This window comes from Cellulomonas sp. P5_C6, from assembly GCF_054049635.1.
Genome location: NZ_JBFULZ010000020.1, coordinates 1 through 19,398, shown reverse-complemented (window position 1 = coordinate 19,398; position 19,398 = coordinate 1). Strand labels below are relative to the sequence as shown.

The 19,398-nt window shown below is 71.7% G+C and carries 15 protein-coding genes; 7 read left to right on the top strand and 8 right to left on the bottom strand.

Annotation, left to right across the window (positions count from 1 at the left end; translation table 11 throughout):
* Positions 1–343 precede the first annotated feature (343 nt).
* Together ACXJKG_RS03930 and ACXJKG_RS03925 are read right to left on the bottom strand one after the other, a co-directional pair.
* Positions 344–1,276, bottom strand: a complete 933-nt coding sequence (locus ACXJKG_RS03930) for a carbohydrate ABC transporter permease (RefSeq protein WP_456844457.1) — start codon at positions 1,274–1,276, stop codon at positions 344–346.
* On the bottom strand, positions 1,276–2,232 hold the full coding sequence (locus ACXJKG_RS03925) for a carbohydrate ABC transporter permease (protein ID WP_456844456.1): 957 nt from the start codon (positions 2,230–2,232) through the stop codon (positions 1,276–1,278). Before ACXJKG_RS03925 ends, ACXJKG_RS03930 begins: the two co-directional genes overlap by 1 nt.
* Before the next feature lie 262 nt (positions 2,233–2,494).
* Between ACXJKG_RS03925 and ACXJKG_RS03920 the strand changes: the two genes are divergently transcribed.
* Both ACXJKG_RS03920 and ACXJKG_RS03915 read left to right on the top strand, forming a co-directional pair.
* Complete coding sequence (locus ACXJKG_RS03920) at positions 2,495–3,082, top strand: hypothetical protein (RefSeq protein ID WP_456844455.1); 588 nt, start codon at positions 2,495–2,497, stop codon at positions 3,080–3,082.
* Positions 3,079–3,822: a glycosyltransferase family A protein gene (locus ACXJKG_RS03915; RefSeq protein WP_456844454.1), complete on the top strand. Its 744-nt coding sequence runs from the start codon at positions 3,079–3,081 to the stop codon at positions 3,820–3,822. Before ACXJKG_RS03920 ends, ACXJKG_RS03915 begins: the two co-directional genes overlap by 4 nt.
* Positions 3,823–4,208: 386 nt before the next feature.
* On the opposite strand, the gene ACXJKG_RS03910 is transcribed toward ACXJKG_RS03915, so the two are convergent.
* On the bottom strand, positions 4,209–5,273 hold the full coding sequence (locus ACXJKG_RS03910) for an NAD-dependent epimerase/dehydratase family protein (RefSeq protein ID WP_456844453.1): 1,065 nt from the start codon (positions 5,271–5,273) through the stop codon (positions 4,209–4,211).
* 135 nt (positions 5,274–5,408) lie between these two features.
* On the bottom strand, positions 5,409–7,613 hold the full coding sequence (locus tag ACXJKG_RS03905) for a catalase (RefSeq protein WP_456844452.1): 2,205 nt from the start codon (positions 7,611–7,613) through the stop codon (positions 5,409–5,411).
* Between the two features lie 208 nt (positions 7,614–7,821).
* Here ACXJKG_RS03905 and ACXJKG_RS03900 point away from each other — a divergent pair, with 208 nt between their 5' ends.
* The 3 genes from ACXJKG_RS03900 (at position 7,822) to ACXJKG_RS03890 (ending at position 12,746) form a co-directional block, all read left to right on the top strand.
* Positions 7,822–8,967: a glycosyltransferase family 4 protein gene (locus ACXJKG_RS03900; RefSeq protein ID WP_456844451.1), complete on the top strand. Its 1,146-nt coding sequence runs from the start codon at positions 7,822–7,824 to the stop codon at positions 8,965–8,967.
* Positions 8,964–11,114: an amylo-alpha-1,6-glucosidase gene (locus ACXJKG_RS03895; protein ID WP_456844450.1), complete on the top strand. Its 2,151-nt coding sequence runs from the start codon at positions 8,964–8,966 to the stop codon at positions 11,112–11,114. Before ACXJKG_RS03900 ends, ACXJKG_RS03895 begins: the two co-directional genes overlap by 4 nt.
* A gap of 738 nt (positions 11,115–11,852) precedes the next feature.
* Positions 11,853–12,746 (top strand): phospholipid scramblase-related protein, encoded by an 894-nt coding sequence (locus ACXJKG_RS03890; RefSeq protein ID WP_456844449.1) that lies wholly within the window; start codon positions 11,853–11,855, stop codon positions 12,744–12,746.
* Between the two features lie 8 nt (positions 12,747–12,754).
* On the opposite strand, the gene ACXJKG_RS03885 is transcribed toward ACXJKG_RS03890, so the two are convergent.
* The 4 genes from ACXJKG_RS03885 to ACXJKG_RS03870 all read right to left on the bottom strand — a co-directional run bounded on the left by ACXJKG_RS03885 (position 12,755) and on the right by ACXJKG_RS03870 (position 18,419).
* Positions 12,755–14,425: a SulP family inorganic anion transporter gene (locus tag ACXJKG_RS03885; RefSeq protein WP_456844448.1), complete on the bottom strand. Its 1,671-nt coding sequence runs from the start codon at positions 14,423–14,425 to the stop codon at positions 12,755–12,757.
* The gene (locus ACXJKG_RS03880; RefSeq protein ID WP_456844447.1) at positions 14,422–14,793 is read right to left on the bottom strand and encodes an ArsR/SmtB family transcription factor; all 372 of its coding nucleotides are present in this window, start codon (positions 14,791–14,793) and stop codon (positions 14,422–14,424) included. Before ACXJKG_RS03880 ends, ACXJKG_RS03885 begins: the two co-directional genes overlap by 4 nt.
* Positions 14,794–14,847: 54 nt before the next feature.
* Positions 14,848–15,675, bottom strand: coding sequence for a PhzF family phenazine biosynthesis protein (locus ACXJKG_RS03875; RefSeq protein WP_456844446.1), 828 nt, complete (start codon positions 15,673–15,675; stop codon positions 14,848–14,850).
* A 71-nt stretch (positions 15,676–15,746) separates the two neighbouring features.
* Positions 15,747–18,419, bottom strand: a complete 2,673-nt coding sequence (locus ACXJKG_RS03870; RefSeq protein WP_456844445.1) for a lamin tail domain-containing protein — start codon at positions 18,417–18,419, stop codon at positions 15,747–15,749.
* Positions 18,420–18,527: 108 nt separating this feature from the next.
* Between ACXJKG_RS03870 and ACXJKG_RS03865 the strand changes: the two genes are divergently transcribed.
* Entirely contained in the window at positions 18,528–19,040 is a 513-nt protein-coding gene (locus ACXJKG_RS03865; RefSeq protein ID WP_456844444.1) for a tetratricopeptide repeat protein, read from the top strand.
* A gap of 62 nt (positions 19,041–19,102) precedes the next feature.
* Positions 19,103–19,398 (top strand): helix-turn-helix transcriptional regulator (locus tag ACXJKG_RS03860; protein WP_456844443.1); only part of this gene is annotated, 296 nt, incomplete at its 3' end.

The following is a 19,398-nucleotide window of genomic DNA, read 5'->3' as shown; positions in this document are numbered from 1 at the left end:
GTCGGGACGGTCCATGGCCGGACCGCGGTGGGAGAGTGCCGAGAGCGGCGATCTCCGTCCCGCAGGACCGGCGTGATCGCGCCGTGCTCTCGACGCAAGGCTGCTCCGGGCACCTGGTGCCGGTCAGCCGGTTCCCCCAGGGTCGGCTCAAGTGGGCCGGTCCGCATCCCGAGACGGGCCTGGACCATCACCGCGCGAGCGGCCGCTCCACCAGGTCGAGCTGCCCAGGGCTCTCACGGGGGTCGGCGGGCACGCTGAAAGTCGCAGCTGGTACGGCCCGAACGGGCCCGACGCGGCGGCTGAGACGGGGAGCCGGCCGACCCCTCGCTGCTGGTCCGCGTGACTAGCCCTTGCGGCCCGTCGTCGCCACCCCCTCGATGAAGTACCGCTGCCCGAAGGCGAAGAGCAGCAGCATCGGCAGCGTGACCAGCAGGGACGCCACCATCACGTACTGGTAGTCGCCCTGGCCACCGGCAGTCGGGCTGTACTTCGTCATCGCGTAGGCGATGCCGAGCGGCGCGGTGAACCCCTCGACGCTGCCGGCGTTGAGGTAGATGAGGCCGGCCTGCAGGTTGTTCCAGCTGGCCTGGAACTCGAACAGGAACACGATGACGAAGGACGGGATCGACAACGGCATGGCGACCTTCCAGAACATCTTCCAGTAGCTCGCGCCGTCGATCCGCGCCGCCTCGAACAGCTCGCGGGGCAGGCCGAGGAAGAACTGCCGCTGCAGGAAGATGTAGAACGCCGAGCCGAACAGGTTGGCGCCGAACAGAGGGATCCACGTGCCCAGCGCGCCCAAGTTCTTCCAGATCAGGTAGATCGGGATCATCGTCACAGCGCCCGGCAGCATCATCGTCGCCAGCACGAGCCCGAAGAGGAGGCCTCGGCCGGGGAACCGGAAGTACGCGAACCCGAACGCGACGATCGAGCTGGACAGCGYGACGCTCACGGCCGCCAGCAGTGCGATCGATACGCTGGTGAAGATCCAGCTGAGCAGGGGGAGCTGGTGCCAGACCTCGGCGTAGTTCTGCCAGTGGAACTCGGACGGCCACAGGGAGTTGTCGAAGACCTGGCCCCGGCCCTTGAGGCTCGCGGAGAGCAGCCACGCGAACGGGTACAGGAACATCAGGGTGAAGGCGGCGAGCAGCACCCACAGGAACACCCGGCCGACCCGGCGTCCCGGGCTCCGGGGCTCGGGCGGCGGGGCGGGAGCCGTGGTGGTCTGCACGGCGGGCGGCAGGGCCCGCGGGCCGGCCAGGGGAATCGTCGCCATCAGCCGTCTCCCTCGTAGTAGACGAGCCGGTTGCCGAACCGCATCTGCACGAACGTGACGAGCATGATGATCACGAACATCAGCCACGCCATCGCGGCCGCGAACCCGAAGTTGAACTGACGGAACGCCTGCTGGAACAGGTAGACGGCGTAGAAGAGGGACGCCTCGGGCGACGAGTTCGACTGGTCGCGCCAGAACAGCAGGTACGCGGAGTCGAACACCTGGAACGCCGCGATGGTCAGGACGATGACGTTGAAGAAGACGGCGCTGGAGATCATCGGCAGTGTGATGCTGAAGAACCGCCGCGCGGGTCCGGCACCGTCCAGGGAGGCGACCTCGTAGAGCTCGCGAGGCACGTTCTTCAGCGCCGCCAGGAAGATGACCATCGTTCCGCTCACCGCCCAGAGCTGCATGAGCACGATCGACGGCTTGATCCACGTCGGGTCCACCAGCCACTGCGGTCCTTCGATGCCGAAGAACCCGAGGAACTGGTTGACCGCGCCGGTGTTGCCGTTGAGCAGCAGGAAGAAGATCGCGGCCGTCGCCACGACCGGCGTCATCCGGGGCAGGTAGAAGATCGTCCGGAAGAAGCCGRCGCCCCGGCCCACGCCGTTGAGCAGCGAGGCGAGGAACAGCGCGAAGGCGATCTCGAGCGGCACGGCCAGCAGCGCGTAGAACAGCGTGTTGCCGAGCGCGGTGGCCACCCGGGGGTCCTCGAGCAGCTGGCGGTAGTTCTCCACGCCGGCCGCACGTGCGGTGTTGGTGGCGAGGTTGTAGTGGCTGAACGAGATGACGAGGCTGTAGATCATGGCGCCGGCGGTGAACACCAGGAAGCCGACGATCCAGGGTGAGATGAACAGGTAGCCGGCGATGGCCTCGCGCCGGTGGAAGCGCACGGGACGTCGCCGGGCGGTCACCGGTCGTGCTGCGGTCCGCTCCGCACTGAGCTGCGCCATGGCTCCTCCGCTCGCGCGCAGCCCGTGGGGCTGCCGCATGTGAGGGCCGCGTCCTGACCTCCGCGCGTGGTCGAGGACCACGACGGCGCGAACGTAACTCCACTTCGCAGCACCGGCAACCGGCGACACTTCCGGCAGCGACCGGAGGTCGCGCTCGCGCGAGTGCGCTGCGGGCCGCACGATGAGGTGCGCATCGGCGCACCCCGGGTCGAGACGTCTGCCCGGTCGAGGGTGGAATCCCACGTCCCGGCCGGAGGTGTGCGTGGTCCCCACAGGTCCGCGCGAGCTCGAGCGACCTGCAGCCCGCTCGGCAGGGCGAGCGCTCGTGCTCGGCGACGGCGTCCGCGCGATCGCTCTTGTCAGCGTCGTCCTGGCTGCATCCCGGTGGGGACCGCTCGGTTCGGCGCTCTTCCTGCTCGTCCTCGGCGGGACGATGGTGCCTCGGGCGATCGGTGCGTCCGACGCCCTTGATGTCGCCTGCGGCTGCACCCTGCTGGTCGCCGCCTGGGCTGCCCAGCTCGACTGGTACGTGGCGGTGAGCTGGCTCGACGTGGCGGTGCACACCGCCGCCACGGGACTCCTGGCAGTGGTCGGGTGGCGGGGGCTCCTGCGGTGGCGGCACCTGCAGCACGCACCCGCGACGCCCGACCCCTGGGTCGCCGGAGTGGCGATCGTCGGCATCGGCGCGACGCTGTCGGTGCTGTGGGAGCTCGCGGAGTGGTTCGGCCACACCTACCTCGACGGGCGGATCCAGGTCGGCTACACCGACACCCTGGGTGATCTCGCCGCCGGGGTCGCCGGTGCCACGGTGGCCGCGATCGTCCGCCTCCCTGGGGTCCGTCGCCGGTGAACGGAGCCCAGCTGCCCAGAGTCTCCGTCGTCATCCCCGTCCGGGACGACGCCGTCGCCCTGGAGGGATGCCTCGCGGCGCTGTCCCGGCAGACGGTCGCTCCGTGCGAGGTCGTCGTGGTCGACAACGACTCGTCCGACCGAACAGCGGCGGTGGCGCACGCGTGGGGAGCCCGGGTCGTCCGCGAGGCGTGCGTCGGTATCCCGGCTGCGGCGGCCACCGGCTATGACGCCGCGACGAGCGAGGTGATCGCGCGCCTCGACGCCGACTCCCGGCCGGACCCGCGATGGGTCGAGCGGATCGCCACGCGCATGCGCGCGGAGCCCGGGCTCGCGGCGGTCACGGGCACCGGCCGCTTCGTCGATCTGCCTTTCCGGGTGAGCCCCCTGGTCTCCGGGGCCTACCTGGGCGCCTACTACGTGCTGGCGCACCTCGCCCTGGGGCACCCGTCGTTGTGGGGGTCGAGCATGGCTCTGCGCCGCGAGTCGTGGCTGGCCGTGCGGGAGGACGTGCGACGCGACGACCCGGAGATCCACGACGACCTCGACCTCGCGTTCGCACTCGGCCCCCACCGACGTATCCGGCTCGACCGTTCGCTCCGCGTGGGCGTGTCCGCCCGCTCGCTACGCGGACGAGCACAGCGCCGCCGTCGGATGGAGCGGGCGTGGCGGACCTTGGTCGTCAACTGGCGGCGGATGCCGCCGTGGCGGAGATGGTGGGCCCGCTTCGACAGCCGGTGAGCGCCGGGCGGTTCATCGCGTGCGACTGTCGAGGGCCGCGTCGAGGACGGCGATCGACCGCTCCCACCCGTCGGTCGATCGATGCGATCCACGACCGCGGACGTCCCTCGGCTGCTCGACGCCTACGAGGTGGAGACGCCCGCGGAGCGTCGCCTCGACGTCTGCGACCTGTTGCACCGCGTCCGGGAGAGCTCGGTGTCGACCGAGGCACGCATGCCGGCGACGTGCCCGACGGCGCCCCGCACGGCTGGTAGCCACCCGTCGGGAACTGTGCCGGGCAGCCGCAGCCAGACCGCAGCGAAGGCGAGGCCGAGCGCGTCACGCGGTGCGCGGTCGGGGCCGCAGGCAAGCCGGGCGAGGCGAGCGTGGTGGTCGTGCTGCGGTCGTCAGCTACGTCTTAAGGTTTCCGCGCGAGGTGTGGCACGCAGCAGCCGAGCACGAGGGTGCAGCGCGGGGCTCGCAGCGCCAACGCCGCGGGCGAGAGCGTGCACGACCTCGGCGAGGGCCTTCGCGCCGGTGTGGGTCGGTCGCCAACCCAGCTCGTCACGAAGGCGTGATGAGTCGAGCACGGGCGCTCCCATCGCCATGTCGAGCCAACCGGGCCCCGCCACCGCGAGCCGGGCCTGCCAGGCTGCCAGGAGTGCGGCCCGCACGAGTCGCGGGTCCACCTGGACCACGGAGCGTGCCCCGAGCACGCGAGCGACGTCCGCGGCCCCGAGCACGCCGTCGCCTGCGACGTTGAAGGCGCCTGTAGCGCGTGCGTTTACCACCCGGACGTAGGCATCCGCGAGGTCGTCGGCGTGCACGCCCTGCAGGCGCAGGCCGCGCGGCCATGGCAGCACCGGGATCGGGCCGCCCAGCACTCGTTTGGGGACGAGCGGCCCGAGGAAGAGCCGGCCGATCTCGGCGCCTGCCGCCCTCTGGAAGACCAGGCTGGGCCGCAGGCGCGCGATGCCGAAGGAGGCGTCCGAGGCGTCATCGAGGAGCGTCTCGACCGTCGCCTTGTCCGAGCTGTAGCTGGAACTCTCGACGCCCGTCGCCGGCCAGCTCTCGTCGCGGGGGTCGTCGTCGGTCGTGCTCGCATAGGTGCCGACCGACGAGGCGACGATCAGGTGGGGCACGTTTGCCCGGTCGACCGCGTCGAGCACGGCCCGCGTCCCGTCGACGTTCGTCGAGCGCAGGTACGTGCGGTCGTGGCTGGGCTGGATCGCCCATGCGAGATGGATCACCGCGGCCGCCCCGCGCACCGCATCCACGAGCACGTCGCGTGCGTCGGGCCGGCTCACGTCGCACGACACCCAGCGCGTGACCGCGTCGAACGGAGGCGCCGGCCCGCGCTGTGGGATGCGCCGTGTTACGGCGACCAGCGAGTCCACGGCGCTCTCGCTCCGCAGGCGCCGCAGCACGGCGGTCCCGACGTTGCCGGTCGCTCCGATGACGACGACCCTCATGCGCCCGGCCCCATGCGCTCCTCGCCGGCCCGCTGCAGCACGTTGCGCCCGACCACCTGCTGCCAGGACGCGGCCTGCTCGGACCTGTCGCGTCCGACGATGCTCACCGACCCGCGCATCAGCGTCGAGACCCGGTCATGCGACGTCCTGGCCGAACCGGTCCCAGACGCGATGCCGACCGAGTGCCACCTCGAGGGCCTCGACCAGGATGGCGGCCTCCCCGGCGACCACGACGCCGGCCGCCGACTCGTCCACGCCTGCCGCTGCCAGGACGCGGCGGGCGTCGGGAACGGCGAAGATCGCCTTAGCGTGACGGAAGGCCTCCTGGACCATCTTGGCCACCCGTGGGTCGACACCGTCGGCGGCGGTGCCGGCCTTGGCGTCGAACCCCGGACGAGCGTCCGGCGCCGGAGCTGCCGACCCGAGAAGGGCGACCGCGTCGAGCTCCACGGAGCTGACGGTCAGCCACGTTCGCTGGGCGACGGTCGCCGGGCGGCCGTCCGCCAGCGGCCCACCGTGCGGGGAGACGACCAGCGGGAGGACGCCGGCTTCGGCCAGCCCCGCGTGCACGGCCTCGAGCACGTCCAGGTCGGTCGAGTCGTCGGCCACCAGACCCACCACACGGCCGGCGATCGGCCAGACCTCTCCCACCTGCGAGAGCGCAGCGCTCGGAGTGACGTCGGCCGGCTCCTGGGTCGGGGTGGGCGCCGGCAGACCGAGGTCCGCCGCAACGATGGCGCAGAGCTCGGCGTCGATGTTGGCGAGCGCCTGCAGCTGGCGTTCCTTGATCGCCTGCTCGTAGCACTTGCCCAGCTCGAACGTGTACGCCTGCGCGGTGTGGGCCTTCTCGACGGGGGAGAGGCTGGCCCAGAACAGTCGCGGCTGACTGAAGTGGTCGTCGAACGACGTCGGTGCCCCACGCTCCTTGACAGCCGGCCCGACGGCCGTCGGCGCGTCGATGAAGGCCACGTCGGCGCCCGCCTGGAACGGGCACCCGACGTCCAGCGAGTTCGGCCGGTACGGGGCGACGCCGACGTGGTCCGCGCTCTGGTGCATGCCGTCGCGCAGCATGTCGTTGACCGGGGCGTGCGGCCGGTTGATCGGCAGCTGCGTGAAGTTCGGTCCGCCCAGCCGACTGATCTGGGTGTCGATGTAGGAGAACAGCCGCCCCTGCATCAGCGGGTCGTCGGTGACGTCGATGCCGCGGACCAGGTGCCCGACGTGGAACGCGACCTGTTCGGTCTCGGCGAAGTAGTTGCGCGGGTTGGCCTCGAGGGTCAGCAGCCCGACCGGCTGCACGGGCGCGAGCTCTTCGGGGACGAGCTTCGTCGGGTCGAGCAGGTCGATCCCCTCGAACACCTGCTCCGGGGTGTCCGGGAAGACCTGCACGCCGAGCTCCCACTGCGGGAACGCGCCGGACTCGATCGCCAGCGCGAGGTCGCGACGGTGGAAGTCCGGGTCGGCCCCGGCCGTGAGCTGCGCCTCCTCCCACACCTGGGAGTGCACGCCGGCCCGCGGCTTCCAGTGGAACTTCACCAACGTCGTCCCGCCGTCGTCGGCGACGAGGCGGAACGTGTGGACCCCGAAGCCCTCCATCGTCCGGTACGAGCGGGGGATCCCACGGTCGGACATGTTCCAGATCGTGTGGTGCTGGGCCTCCGTGTGCAGAGACACGAAGTCCCAGAACGTGTCGTGCGCGCTCTGCGCCTGCGGGATCTCCAGGTCGGGGTGCGGCTTGACGGCGTGGATCACGTCGGGGAACTTGATCGCGTCCTGGATGAAGAACACCGGGATGTTGTTGCCGACCAGATCGAACGTGCCCTCGGCCGTGTAGAACTTCGTCGCGAAGCCGCGCGTGTCCCGCACGGTGTCGGCGGAGCCGCGTGACCCGACGACGGTCGAGAACCGGACGAACACCGGCGTGACGACCTCCGCCTGGAGGAAATGCGCGCACGTCAGCTGCGCAGCAGTGCCGTACGACTGGAACGTCCCGTGCGCGGCCGCGCCGCGGGCGTGCACGACGCGTTCCGGGATCCGCTCGTGGTCGAAGTGCGTGATCTTCTCGCGCAGGTGGTGGTCCTGCAGGAGCGTCGGGCCGCGCCGCCCCGCCTTGAGGGAGTGGTCCGTGTCGGACAGCGGCACTCCACCTGCCGTCGTGAGCCACCGGCCGGCCTGCTGACGGGCTGCGTCGCCCTCCGCGAGGTCGCGGCCCGTCGCGGACACCGGTGCGGGGCCGGCCGTCGACGGCTTGGGCGGGAGGGGATCGCGCGGGTCTGTCGGCTCCTCGAGAGGGGCCGGGGCTCCTCCGGGGACGCCGGGAGGGGTGCTCAGCTGGGCCATGGGCGGGCTCCTCGACTCGAGGCACGGTCGTCGCACGTGGCTGGACGATCCGCCGCACCGGTCGCAACCACTATCCGACGAGCCGACGTCGCACGCACCCCGGTGCCGGCACGGGGGTCGAGGCTTGCCCGCGCGGCCTGGCGATGCCGGGCGTAGCGTCGGTCTCGCGTCGAGGCGTGGCGCTCTCCTCCGCACGAGGACGACCACCATGCGCATCGGAATCGTCGCCCCACCCTGGGTACCCGTACCGCCGCCCGCGTACGGCGGTACGGAGTCCGTGATCGACCGCCTGGCCCGAGGTCTGCTGGAAGCGGGCCACGAGGTGCTCCTGGCGGCCGCCGCCAACAGCGAGTGCCCGGTACGCCAGGTGCCCGGGACGGCGCCGGCGCCGGCGGACCGCCCCTTGACCGGCGACGCGGTCTCCGAGCTGACCCACGTCATCAACGCCTACGCGGCGATGCGCGATCTCGACCTCATCCACGACCACACGCTCGCGGGGCCGCTGCTGGAGCACGCGGACGGGACGCCGCCGATCGTGACGACGAACCATGGGCCGTTCAACTCGGCGCTCGCACCCCTCTACGAAGCGATGCGCGGAGTCGCCATCATCGCGATCTCCCACCACCAGGCCTCGACGGCCCGCGGCATACCCGTCGCCGCGGTGATCCACCACGGCATCGACGTCGACCGGGTCCCGGTCGGTGCCGGTGACGGCGGCTACGCCTGCTTCGTCGGTCGGATGTGCAAGGAGAAGGGCCCGCGGGAGGCGGTCCTCGTGGCGCGCGCTGCGGGAATGCCCCTGAAGATCGCGGCCAAGCTGCGGGAACCCCGCGAGCATGAGTACTTCGAGCGCGAGGTCGAGCCGCTGCTGTCGCGCGAGGTCGAGTACGTGGGCGAGCTCGGGGAGCAGGACAAGCTCGCGCTCATCGGAGGCGCGACGGCGCTGCTCAACCCCATGCAGTGGCCCGAGCCGTTCGGACTCGTCATGATCGAGGCTCTCGCGTGCGGGACGCCCGTCGTCGCGACCCCCGCCGGAGCGGCACCCGAGATCGTCGACGACGGAGTCACCGGCTACCTGCGGCGTGACGAGGGTGCCCTGGTGAGCGCGCTCGAGTCGGCAGGTTCGCTCGACCGGGGAGCCTGCCGGGCCGCGGCCCGGGAGCGGTTCTCGACCGGTCGGATGGTGGACGACCACCTCCGGCTGTACTCGCAGGTGCTCGCGGCACGTGCGTCCGAGCGGCCGCAGGCGCCACGGCCGGCCCTCGCCGCACAGCTGCCCGACATGGTCGCCCACAGCCGTCCCGTATTGGCCGGCGCGTCCGCGACCGCCGCACAGAGGTCCCGCCCGTCATGACGTCGACCTCCGACGACACGACGACCGCGGTCGGCGGCCCGGGCGCAGTCACCCTCTTCGAGGGCTCCTCGTTCTGCCTGTCGGGGATCGACGGAGACATCGATCCCCGTCGACCTCACGGAGTCTTCTTCGAGGACACCCGCATCATCTCCGCCTGGCAGGTGCTCCTCGACGGCCGACCGCTCGAGGCGCTCGCCGTCATGACGCCCGAACCGTTCCGCGCCGTCTTCGTGGGCCGGAACCCGAGGGACGGGCTCGACGACACGGAGCTCGTGGTGGAGCGCCAACGTCGTGTGGCGACCGGCCTGCGTGAGGACGTGCTGGTCCGCAACTACGGGCGGGCCGCCGCGACCTTCGTGCTCACGGTCCGGGTCGCAGCCGACTTTGCCGACCTTTTCGAGGTCAAGGAAGGTCGGGTCAAGCGGGTCTGGGACCACCGCGCCCGAGTGGACGCGGACGAGGTCGTGCTCGAGGCCGAGTGGCACGGCCACCGACGTGGCGTGGTCATCACGTCCGACGGTGGGGTGCCGGACGTCAGCGGCGTCACGTTCCGAGCGACCGTGCCGGCCCACGGCACGTGGTCAGGCCACGTCATCGCGCACCCAGTCGTCGACGGCGCGCGGGTGGCGAGCAGCTTTCCCATCGGGAAGCCGCTGGAGGACTCGGTCCCGTCGCGCCGCTTCCGAGCCTGGCGGGACCACGCGCCCGTGGTGGATGTCCAGGACGAGTCGCTCCAGCGGGTGCTGGAACGCAGCCAGACTGATCTGGGGGCGCTCCGGATCACCGACCCGGCACATCCCGAGCGCACCGCGGTCGCCGCGGGTGCGCCATGGTTCATGGCCCTGTTCGGTCGGGACTCGCTTCTCGCGTCGTTCATGGCGTTGCCGGTCGACCAGTCACTCGCGCTCGGCACCCTCCAGACGCTCGCCCACTTCCAGGGCACCAAGGTCGACCCGCTGACCGAGGAGCAGCCCGGGCGGATCCTGCACGAGGTCCGGCTGGGCGTCGACACGGGACTCGCCCTCGGCGGCGGTGGTGTCTACTACGGCACCGCGGACGCGACGCCCCTGTTCGTCGGGCTCGTCGGCGAGCTGTGCCGCTGGGGCTTCGGTGACGACGAGCTCGCTGCGCTGATGCCGCACGTCGACCGTGCCCTCGACTGGGTCACCGACCACGGCGACCGTGACGGGGACGGCTTCGTCGAGTACGAACGCCTGCACGAAGGCGGTTTGGCCAATCAGGGCTGGAAGGACTCCTGGGACGGGATCACGTTCGCGGACGGCTCCCTCCCGCGCGCGCCGATCGCGCTGTGCGAGGTCCAGGGCTACGTCTATGCCGCCTACGTCGCCCGTGCCCTGCTCGCCCGTCACCAGGGGGACGACCGCCTGGCCGAGGAGTGGCGGGACCGCGCCGCCGTGCTCAAGGACGAGTTCAACCGGCGCTTCTGGCTGCCGGACCGTGGCATGTTCGCGCTCGCCCTCGACCGCGACAAGCGCCCTGTCGACGCATGCGCATCGAACGTCGGGCACTGTCTCTGGACCGGCATCATCGACGAGGACAAGGCGGAGCTCGTCGCCGACCGACTGCTGTCGCCCTCGATGTTCACCGGCTGGGGCGTACGCACGCTGGCCTCCGACATGGGGGCGTACAACCCCGCGAGCTACCACAACGGATCGGTCTGGCCGCACGACAACGCCCTTATCGCCGCTGGGCTCATGCGCTACGGATTCGTCGAGCACGCTCAGCGCATCGCGGTCGGGCTGCTCGACGCCGCCGACCGGTTCGGCGGTCGGCTCCCGGAGCTCTTCTGCGGGTTCGCGCGGGACGAGTACCCCGGCGGCCCTGTGCCGTACCCGACGTCCTGCTCACCGCAGGCCTGGGCGACGACCACCCCTCTGCTGCTGCTGCGCACCCTGCTGCGGTACGACCCCTGCCTGCCGCACGGGACGGTCTGGCTGGCGCCCGCTCTGCCGCCCGGCTTCGGTCGGGTGCGCGTACACAACGTCCCGCTCGGAGGTGCCCGCGTGCGTTTCGACGTCGCGTCCGAGCAGGAGGCCCACATCGCGGACCTCCCGGTGGGCCTGACACTCTCCAGGACCCCGCGCCCCTTGAGCCACGACCTGGATCCCGGCGCCGCACGGCGATAGGACTCTGTCAGCGCGGTGGGACCCGTCATGCCTGAGCCCACTCACCGCTCGAGCAGCGTGATCCTCACGGCTGACACTCCGTACGGGCGACAGCCAGGCGAGCTGGGCGGCGGAGGAGCGGTCGCGGCTCGACCCCAAGAGCCCTACCTCGTTCTCCACCTGCATCATGATGACGGTGTGATCCTCGTCCACCCGGGCGATGTGCTTCATCACAGCTCCATAGGCTGCCTCGTCCGCTTCGCGCAGAGGCCCGGAGAACACCGACAGTGTGGGGCGAGGCATGGATCCCTCGTAGCTGAAAGGGGCCCGCACAGGAGAGGGTCCCCGGTCGGCTCGCTCGAATCGGTCAGAGTCCTGGCGAACCCACGCCGGCGCATCGGTGGACAAGGCGTTCTTGTACGCACCGAACCAGATGAGGACGAGCGGACGCCCGCCGAGCGCGCACCTGAGAGCAGCTCGTCGACGACGCGGAAGTCGAACTCACCCTCGGACGGCTCCACCTGGTCCCACCCGACGGGCGCGATGATCGAGTTCACTCCGGATCTCCCGATCGCCTGCCAGACGGGTGCCATGTGCAGGGACTCAGAAGCGCTGGAGTTCCGCAGCTCATAACCCAGAGGTCGCAGGTTCAAATCCTGCCCCCGCTACAAGATGACGAAGGCCCGGACCTGGTGGTCCGGGCCTTCGTCGTTCGTGCGCCTGCGATGACGGGGTCGCTCGAACTCCTACACTCCGCTCATGTCGCAGCACGCTCCGGCGAACTGGTACCCGGACCCTCACGGCCGCTTCGAGCACCGGTTCTGGGACGGCAGCCGATGGACCGAGCACGTCGGGTCGGCCGGGCGCCAGGCGATCGATCCGCCCCTCGCCTCGCCTCCGATGCCGCCGGTCGATGCTCGGCCCGGACCGGCCGCGGCTGTCGCTCCCGCGGCGCCGACCGCCACGCAGAACAAGAAGGTCCAGCGACAGCTTCGGCAGCTGGGTGTCGGCGACGGCGAGGTCGGCGGCGGAACGCTCTTCACCGAGTCGGTGCTGGTCGTGAACCAGAGAGCCAAGCTCTTCGAGATGAAGTCCGAGTTCGGCGTCTACAACCAGCACGGGCAGAAGATCGGTGCGGTCAGGGAGAAGGGCTACAGCGTCAGCCGGGCGGTGATGGGAGGCGACAACGGGACCCGCAGGCTGCAGATCGTCGACCTCAAGGGTCGGGTGCTCCTGACGCTGACCCGGCCGGCCACGGTCTGGAAGTCGAAGTTCCTGCTGATGGGCGCCGAGGGCAGACCGGTGGGCGAGATCGTGCAGGAGAACCTCGGCGTCATGGCCGGTCTCTTCGGGGGCCGGTACAACATCAGGTTCCGCCTGGAGTCCGCTGGTCAGACGCTCGGCTCGATCAACGCGGAGAGCTGGCAGGCGTGGGACTTCAGCATCCAGGACACGGCTGGGGTCGAGATCGCCAGGATCACCAAGACGTGGTCGGGGTGGGCCAAGGAGCGGTTCACGAAGGCGGACAACTACGTCGTCGAGATTCATCGGCCGCTCGAGGAACCCTTGCGTTCCCTGGTGGTCGGGGCCGCGCTCGCCGTCGACACGGCACTGAAGCAGGACGGCGAGTGGCGCCACAAGTCGTCGAGGTGACGTGAGGGCTATGCCGCCCGCGCGTCGTCGGCGAGCGCGCGCTCGGTTCGGCGCACGTGGTCGCGGGCGTGCTCGACGGCGGCGGGCAGGTCGTCGAACAGGTGGGCGTGGTGCCGTAGCGCGTCGAGCACTCCGACGGTGCGGAACAGCTCCACGTGCCCGTCGCGCACCCCTTTGATCAGCACGGTCACGTCGCGTGCCTCGAGCCGCTGCACGATCTCGCTGAGCACGTGCGCCCCGGTGGCGTCGACCAGCTCGAGCTGGGACATGCGCAGCACGACGACGGTCACGCCGTCGAGCCCCGTGACCTGGTCGAGCACCCGGTCGGCGGCGGCGAAGAAGAGCGGGCCGTCGATGCGGACGACGGCGATCTGGTCGTCGCCGGGCTGGGGCTCGCCGGGCAGGGGCTCGCGGGCGACGCCCGCCGACCGTGCGAGGCCGCGCAGCGCGAACGCGCCGGCGACGACGACGCCGATGCCGACCGCGACGATGAGGTCGACCGAGACCGTGACCACGGCCGTGACGACGAACGCGGCGGCGTCGGCGCGGGTGGAGCGCAGGATGGACCGGGCCGTCGCGACGTGCACCATCCGCACGGCCGTCACCATCAGCACGCCGGACAGGGCGGCCAGGGGGATGTGGGCGACCGGACCGGCGGCGACGAGGACCACGGCGAGCAGCACCAGGGCGTGCGCTGCCGCCGCCGCGCGGGTTCGGGCGCCGGAGCGGACGTTGACCGCGGTGCGGGCGATCGCCCCGGTGGCCGGCATGCCGCCGAAGAGACCCGAGGCGAGCGACGCGAGGCCCTGGCCCACCAGCTCGCGGTCGGGGTCGTACGCCCCGGTGGTGGCGAGGGAAGCGGCGACGCGGGCGGACAGGAGCGACTCGATCGCCGCGAGCGCCGCGACCGTGAAGGCAGCGGGCAGGAGCGCCTGCATCGTCGCCGGGTCGAGGTGGGGGATGACCGGGGAGGGCAGCGTGTGCGGCAGTGCGCCGAGGGTCGTCAGAGGGGCGTGCAGGATCTGAGCCGCGAGCGTGGCCACGACGATGCCGACGAGCGACCCGGGGATCCCCTGACGCAGCCGGGGCAGCAGCAGCATGCAGGCTGCCACGATCGCCACCGCGCCGAGCGACCAGGCGAGCGTGGCGGGATCGGCGTGCGCCAACGACGAGATCGCCGAGGCGATGGCGTTGGTGTGGGCTCCTGCGTGCGCGCCGGCGCCGGTCAGTGCGGGGACCTGCTGCAGGAAGATGATGACGGCGATCCCGAGTGTGAACCCCTCGATCACCGGCCACGGGATGAACGACACCGCTCGGCCCAGCCGGGCGATGCCCGCGATGACGACCAGGAACCCGGCCATGAGCGTCACGACCGCGAGAGCGCCGGCGCCGTGCGTCGCGACGATCGGCGCAAGCACCACGACCATGGCGCCGGTGGGTCCGGACACCTGGACGTGCGAGCCGCCGAACACGGCCGCGACCAGCCCGGCGACGATCGCCGTGACGAGCCCGGCCTCGGCGCCCGCACCGGACGCGATGCCGAATCCGAGCGCCAACGGGAGCGCGACGATGCCGACGGTCAGCCCCGCGAGCAGGTCGCCGCGCCACGATCGCGGCAGCTCGGCGTAGTCGGACCGGCTCGGGAGCAGACGCTGCACGGACGCGGGCAGGCCCGTCATCGAGTGAGGGCGGGCAGTCCCGCGACGTCGTCGAGCCGGCCGCCGTCGGTGGTCACGATGTCGACGAGCAGCCGGCGGGCGACCGCGAGCAGCTCGGCGACGTCGGGGTGCGCGAGTCGGTAGTGGACGTGGCTCGCGCGTCGGTCGGACTCGACGAGGCGGTGGCGGCGCAGGACGGCGAGGTGCTGCGACAGGTGTGACGGCTCGAGGCCGGTCTGCTGCTGGAGCTCGGCGACGGTGTGCTCCTCGCCGTCGGCCATCAGCTCGAGGAGTCGGATGCGCAGCGGGTGCGACAGACCCTTGAACAGGCCCGCCTTGACCTCGTAGAGGGGGCGCTGACTGCGGGAGTACGGCTGACTGAGCGGCATGATGAAACCATCATATGGCGCGCGGGGTGGTGCCTGTGACGGTCGGACGCGGAACTACATCTCCTCCGCGGTCCCCGTGACCCGCACGCGGCCCTCGCGCGGGACCTCCACGACGATGTGCGACGGCCGCCCGACCTCGGCGCCCTGGTCGACGGTGAACACTGCTGGGACGTCGAGGTGCCCGCCGGCCCGCAGGTACGCCCCGAGCCCGGCCGCCGCCGACCCCGTCGCCGGGTCCTCCCGGATCCCTCCGCGCGGGAACGGGTTCCGTGAGGCGAACCGCGTCGCCGAGAGCCGCTGGACCACCGGAACGGTGCCGTCCCACCCCTGCGAGTCCTGCAGCGTCAGCACCGCCTCGCCGTCGTGGTCGAGCCGCTCGAGGACGCCGGCGCGCACCGGGACGAGGGGATGCAGGTTGCCGCCGTGCACCAACGCCGGTCGCAGGACGGGGTCGAGATCGCCGCGGTCGAGCCCCAGCGCGCCGAGCAGCGCGTCGAGGAGGCCGTCGTCGAGCTCCTCGACCTCCGTGTCGACCGCCACCAGGGTCGCGCGCTCCGGGGTGGCCTCGACCGGGACGACCCCGGCGTTCGTCGTCAGCCGCACGACCGGTGCCGCGTCCCGGTGCCGCGCCAGCGCCACACCCGACGCGACCGTCGCATGCCCGCAGAACGCGATCTCCGCGCGCGGCGTGAAGTACCGCACCCGAGCCGCGTCCCGCTCGATCGCGGTGAGGAACGCCGTCTCGCTGTACCCCAGCTCCGCCGCGATCCCGAGCATCTCCGCGTCGCTGAGCCCGTCGGCGTCCACCACGACCCCCGCCGGGTTCCCCGACGCGCTGTCCGGCTCGGCGGTGGTGAACGCCCGGTACCTCAGGATCTGCATGCGCCCCATCGTCCCGGCGAGCGCCTCGGGTCGCGATGGCCAATACGGAACCAGTGGCCCCGTCGGTCCGGTCAGGCGAGGAGCTTCCAGGCGCTCCAGGGTGTGACCGGGGTGGTGCCGACTGTCCACCACTGGGCCCGGTAGGTGTGGCCGAGGTAGGTCACGGTCTCGCCGCCGACGTAGACGGTGCTCGCGCCCCACGCGGGGAAGGAGCCGGCCGGGACGGGTGCCGGGATCGCGCTCCACGGGCCGCCGACGGTGCCGGGGACCTGGTTGCGGGTCCACCACATCGCCGTGTACTTCGTGCCGTCGTAGACGACGACGTCGCCGGTGGTGAAGACCCGCGAGGGCGTCCAGATCGCGGTCCCGTCGGCCGCCGTCGCCAGCTCCTCCCAGGAGCCGTAGGCCGTGGAGCCCGGCACCTCGCCGGAGGTCCACCACTGTGCCCGGAACACCTTGCCCGCGTACGAGACCGTGTCGCCGCTGGTGTACACCGTGCTCGCGACCCAGGCTGCCGGTCCGGGGACGCCCTGGGCGCCGAGGCCGAGGTCGCACGCGATCCGGCCGCTGTAGAGCGCGTGGCCCTCGCCCGGGGTGCCGGGGCCGGTGCCGAAGACGCCGTCGTCGGACCAGACGACCTCCTTGGTGCCGTCGACGCACGTGGAGGTCGGCGCCACGGCGAAGCCCTCGAGGTTGTCCACGGGCAGGCTCGCGGGCTTGGCGTAGGAGACGTCGGGGACGATCGTGCCGGTCGCGCTCACCTTGAGCAGGGTCGACGTGACGCCGCAGGTGTTGTCGCAGAGCGCCCAGATCCGCTTGGCGTCGGCGTCGTACTGGACGTCCATGACGTGGCCCATGCCGGTGTCGGCGACCGCGACGCGGTGAAAGGTGTGATCGCTGTTCAGCGCGTAGGCGTAGAGCTTGCCGTCGTTCTCCAGCGCCGCGAAGTACAGCCCGGTGCCGTGCAGCGGGTAGGTGCTGGGCGTGTAGGTGGCCCCCGTGGAGGCGTCCACGAACCCGTTGGCCACCAGATAGGCGTCCGGCACGAAGGTCACGCCCTCGAACCCGAGGTTGGCCTCGGTCTTGTTGCCGGCGTGCAGCTCGGGGAACTCGGCGGTCAGGTCCCACTGGTCGGTCGCGACGAGCTGGGTGCCCGACTGGTTCGGGTCGAACCGCAGGACCGAGTTCAGCGGGTTCGTGTTCGTGGCGTTGTTGCGCTCCGTCGTGACGTAGAGCGCGCCGTCCGGGCCGATCGTCAGGCCCTCGGAGTCGGGCTGGTTCGTGGCCGGGTCGGTGCTGCCGGGGAAGAAGATCTCCTTGCCGGCGCCCCAGCCGTTGCTGGTGTCGGACACCCAGAGCCCGTTCTGCTTCACCAGGCGGAAGACCCAGCTCTTGTTCTTCACCGAGTACAGGACGTTCGCGTTGCTCGGGTCGAAGACGAGGCCGCTGACATCGCGACCCTCCGGTCCCGTCGTGGTCAGCCATGCGCACTGGGCGTCGGCGACCGTGACAGCGGCGGAGCCGGGCCAGGCGGTCGGGGTGAGGGCCGTGGCCGGCAGCGTTCCGGTGCCGGACGGGCCTTCGGGCTGGCAGGCGAGCGTCGTGCCGCCGCCCGTGCCGCCGGTGGCACCGCCCGGGGTGGTGACCGGCGTCAGGCAGGCCGTGGCGTTCGAGGCGCCGAAGCTCGTGGTCGTGAGGGAGACGAGGTCGCCGGTGCCGTCGGGGCAACGCGCGTAGGAGGCGGCGCCGAGGGGGGTCGTCTCGTCGGTGCCCGCCTGTCCCGCGGTGTAGGTCACCGAGTCGACGAGGGTGCCGGCCGTCCCGCTCGGACCGTCGGGAAGGTAGAGCTTGACGCCGTCCCCGCCGCTGCCCAGCCCCTTGGTGGACCCGAGGTACACGAAGCCGTGCGCCGGGACGACGGTCGTCGCGGTTCCGTCGGCGAGCTTGGCGGAGAACGCGGTGGCCGCCCCGGCGGCGCCGCTGTCGATCTGCAGCCAGCCGGCGATGCTCACGTCGGTGGCGCCGGTGTTGACCAGCTCGATCGCGTCGCCGACCGGCGTGGCCGTGTTGTTCGACGAGACCTCGTTGATGCGCACGTGCGTCCAGTCGGGTGCGAAGCGGCTGGTGCCGGGCGAGCCCAGGTCGCCGACGGTCGACGCCCGCGATCCCTCGGCGTCGCCGGCGGCGGAGAGCTGCCACTGTGACGCGTCGTTGGCGCCGAGCGCCGCGGCGGTCGTCGGGACGCCGCCGATGCCCTGGGTGCGCGGGCCCTTGACGGCGCCGGTGCCCTGGTCGTTGTACGTGAGGCGGTCGACCAGGTCGGCGACGGCGTCCGGCCCGTCGAAGATGTTGATCTCGTCGGCGCGGCCGAGGTTCGTGGTGTTGGCCGGCAGGATCTTCGCGCCGGCGCCGAGGCCCCACTGGCTGCGGAACGTCGCGGCCGCCGACTCGGTGATGACGGCGGACTCCCCGGCGCCGAGCGTGCCCAGGCCGTCCAGCGGCACCGTCCCCGGAGTCCTGCTGTCGTCGTCGAACGACCAGCCGACGAGGCTGACGGGGGACGCACCGAGGTTCGTGATCTCGATGTACTCGCCCGAGGAGGCGACCGGGTTGTACATCCACTCGGTGATCCGGACGTCCGGCGTCTCTGCGGCCTGCGCGGCGGAGGGGAGTGCGACCGCCAAGGCGCTCACGGCGGACAGGACGGCGAGGGACGCGACGGCGCGAGGGAGGCCCAGATTCACGAGGCAGAGTCTGGCGACGCCGCGCGTACGTGGGTGGACGTCCCGGCCAACAGCAGGCGAACGGTCGGCATCGGCGGTCGAAGCCCGCGGCAATGACAGGATCCTCCGGTGAACCACGTCACCGACGAGCTGCAGCAGGCGATCGACCTCGGGTACGCCCGTCGCGATCGAGACGACATGGCGCCGACCATCGCGTACTTCGAGCGGCTGCTGGGCGAGGATCCCGATCACCCCGTTCTCGTCTTCGAGGTGGCCGGCGCGTACGACACCGCCGGGCGCGAGGACGACGCCGTGGCGATGTACGAGAGGGCCTTAGGACTCGGTCTCGACGGAGACGTCCTGCGCCGGTGCTTGTGCCAGTACGGCAGCACCCTGCGTTGGCTGGGGCGCCTCGACGAGTCGATCGCGGTGCTGGAGGGCGCTCGCGCGCAGTTCCCGATGTCGGAGTCGGTCCGGGTCTTCCTGGCGCTCTCGCTGGCCGACAGCGGGCGGACGGACTCGGCCGTCTCCCAGCTGCTGACGGTGATCACGGATCACGCCGACGTCACGGATCTCGGCCGGTATGCCCAGGGGCTCGGCGGGTTGGCGACCTGGTTGGCCGACGGGCGCCCGGGCGAGTAGTCCGCCAGATCGTGCACCTCTAGGGTCGGTTCCGGACGGATGGCGTCCGGAACGGGGGACCGATGAGCGACCAGAACCCGACCGCCCGCGCGCTGCTCACGCTCGAGCTCATCCAGTCCAGCCCGGGCATCACGGCCGACCGGCTTGCCCACCGGCTGGGTGTCTCCGAGCGGGCGGCCCGGCGCTACGTCGCGAACCTGCGCGACGCGGAGATCCCGATCGTGGCCGTCCGCGGCCCGTACGGCGGGTACCGGGTCGGGCGCGGCGTGCGGCCGACGCCCCTGATGCTCACCGCCGCCGAGGCGTTGGCGCTGGTCATGGCGGTGCTGGACGGGCACCACGACGCCGACGACCAGAC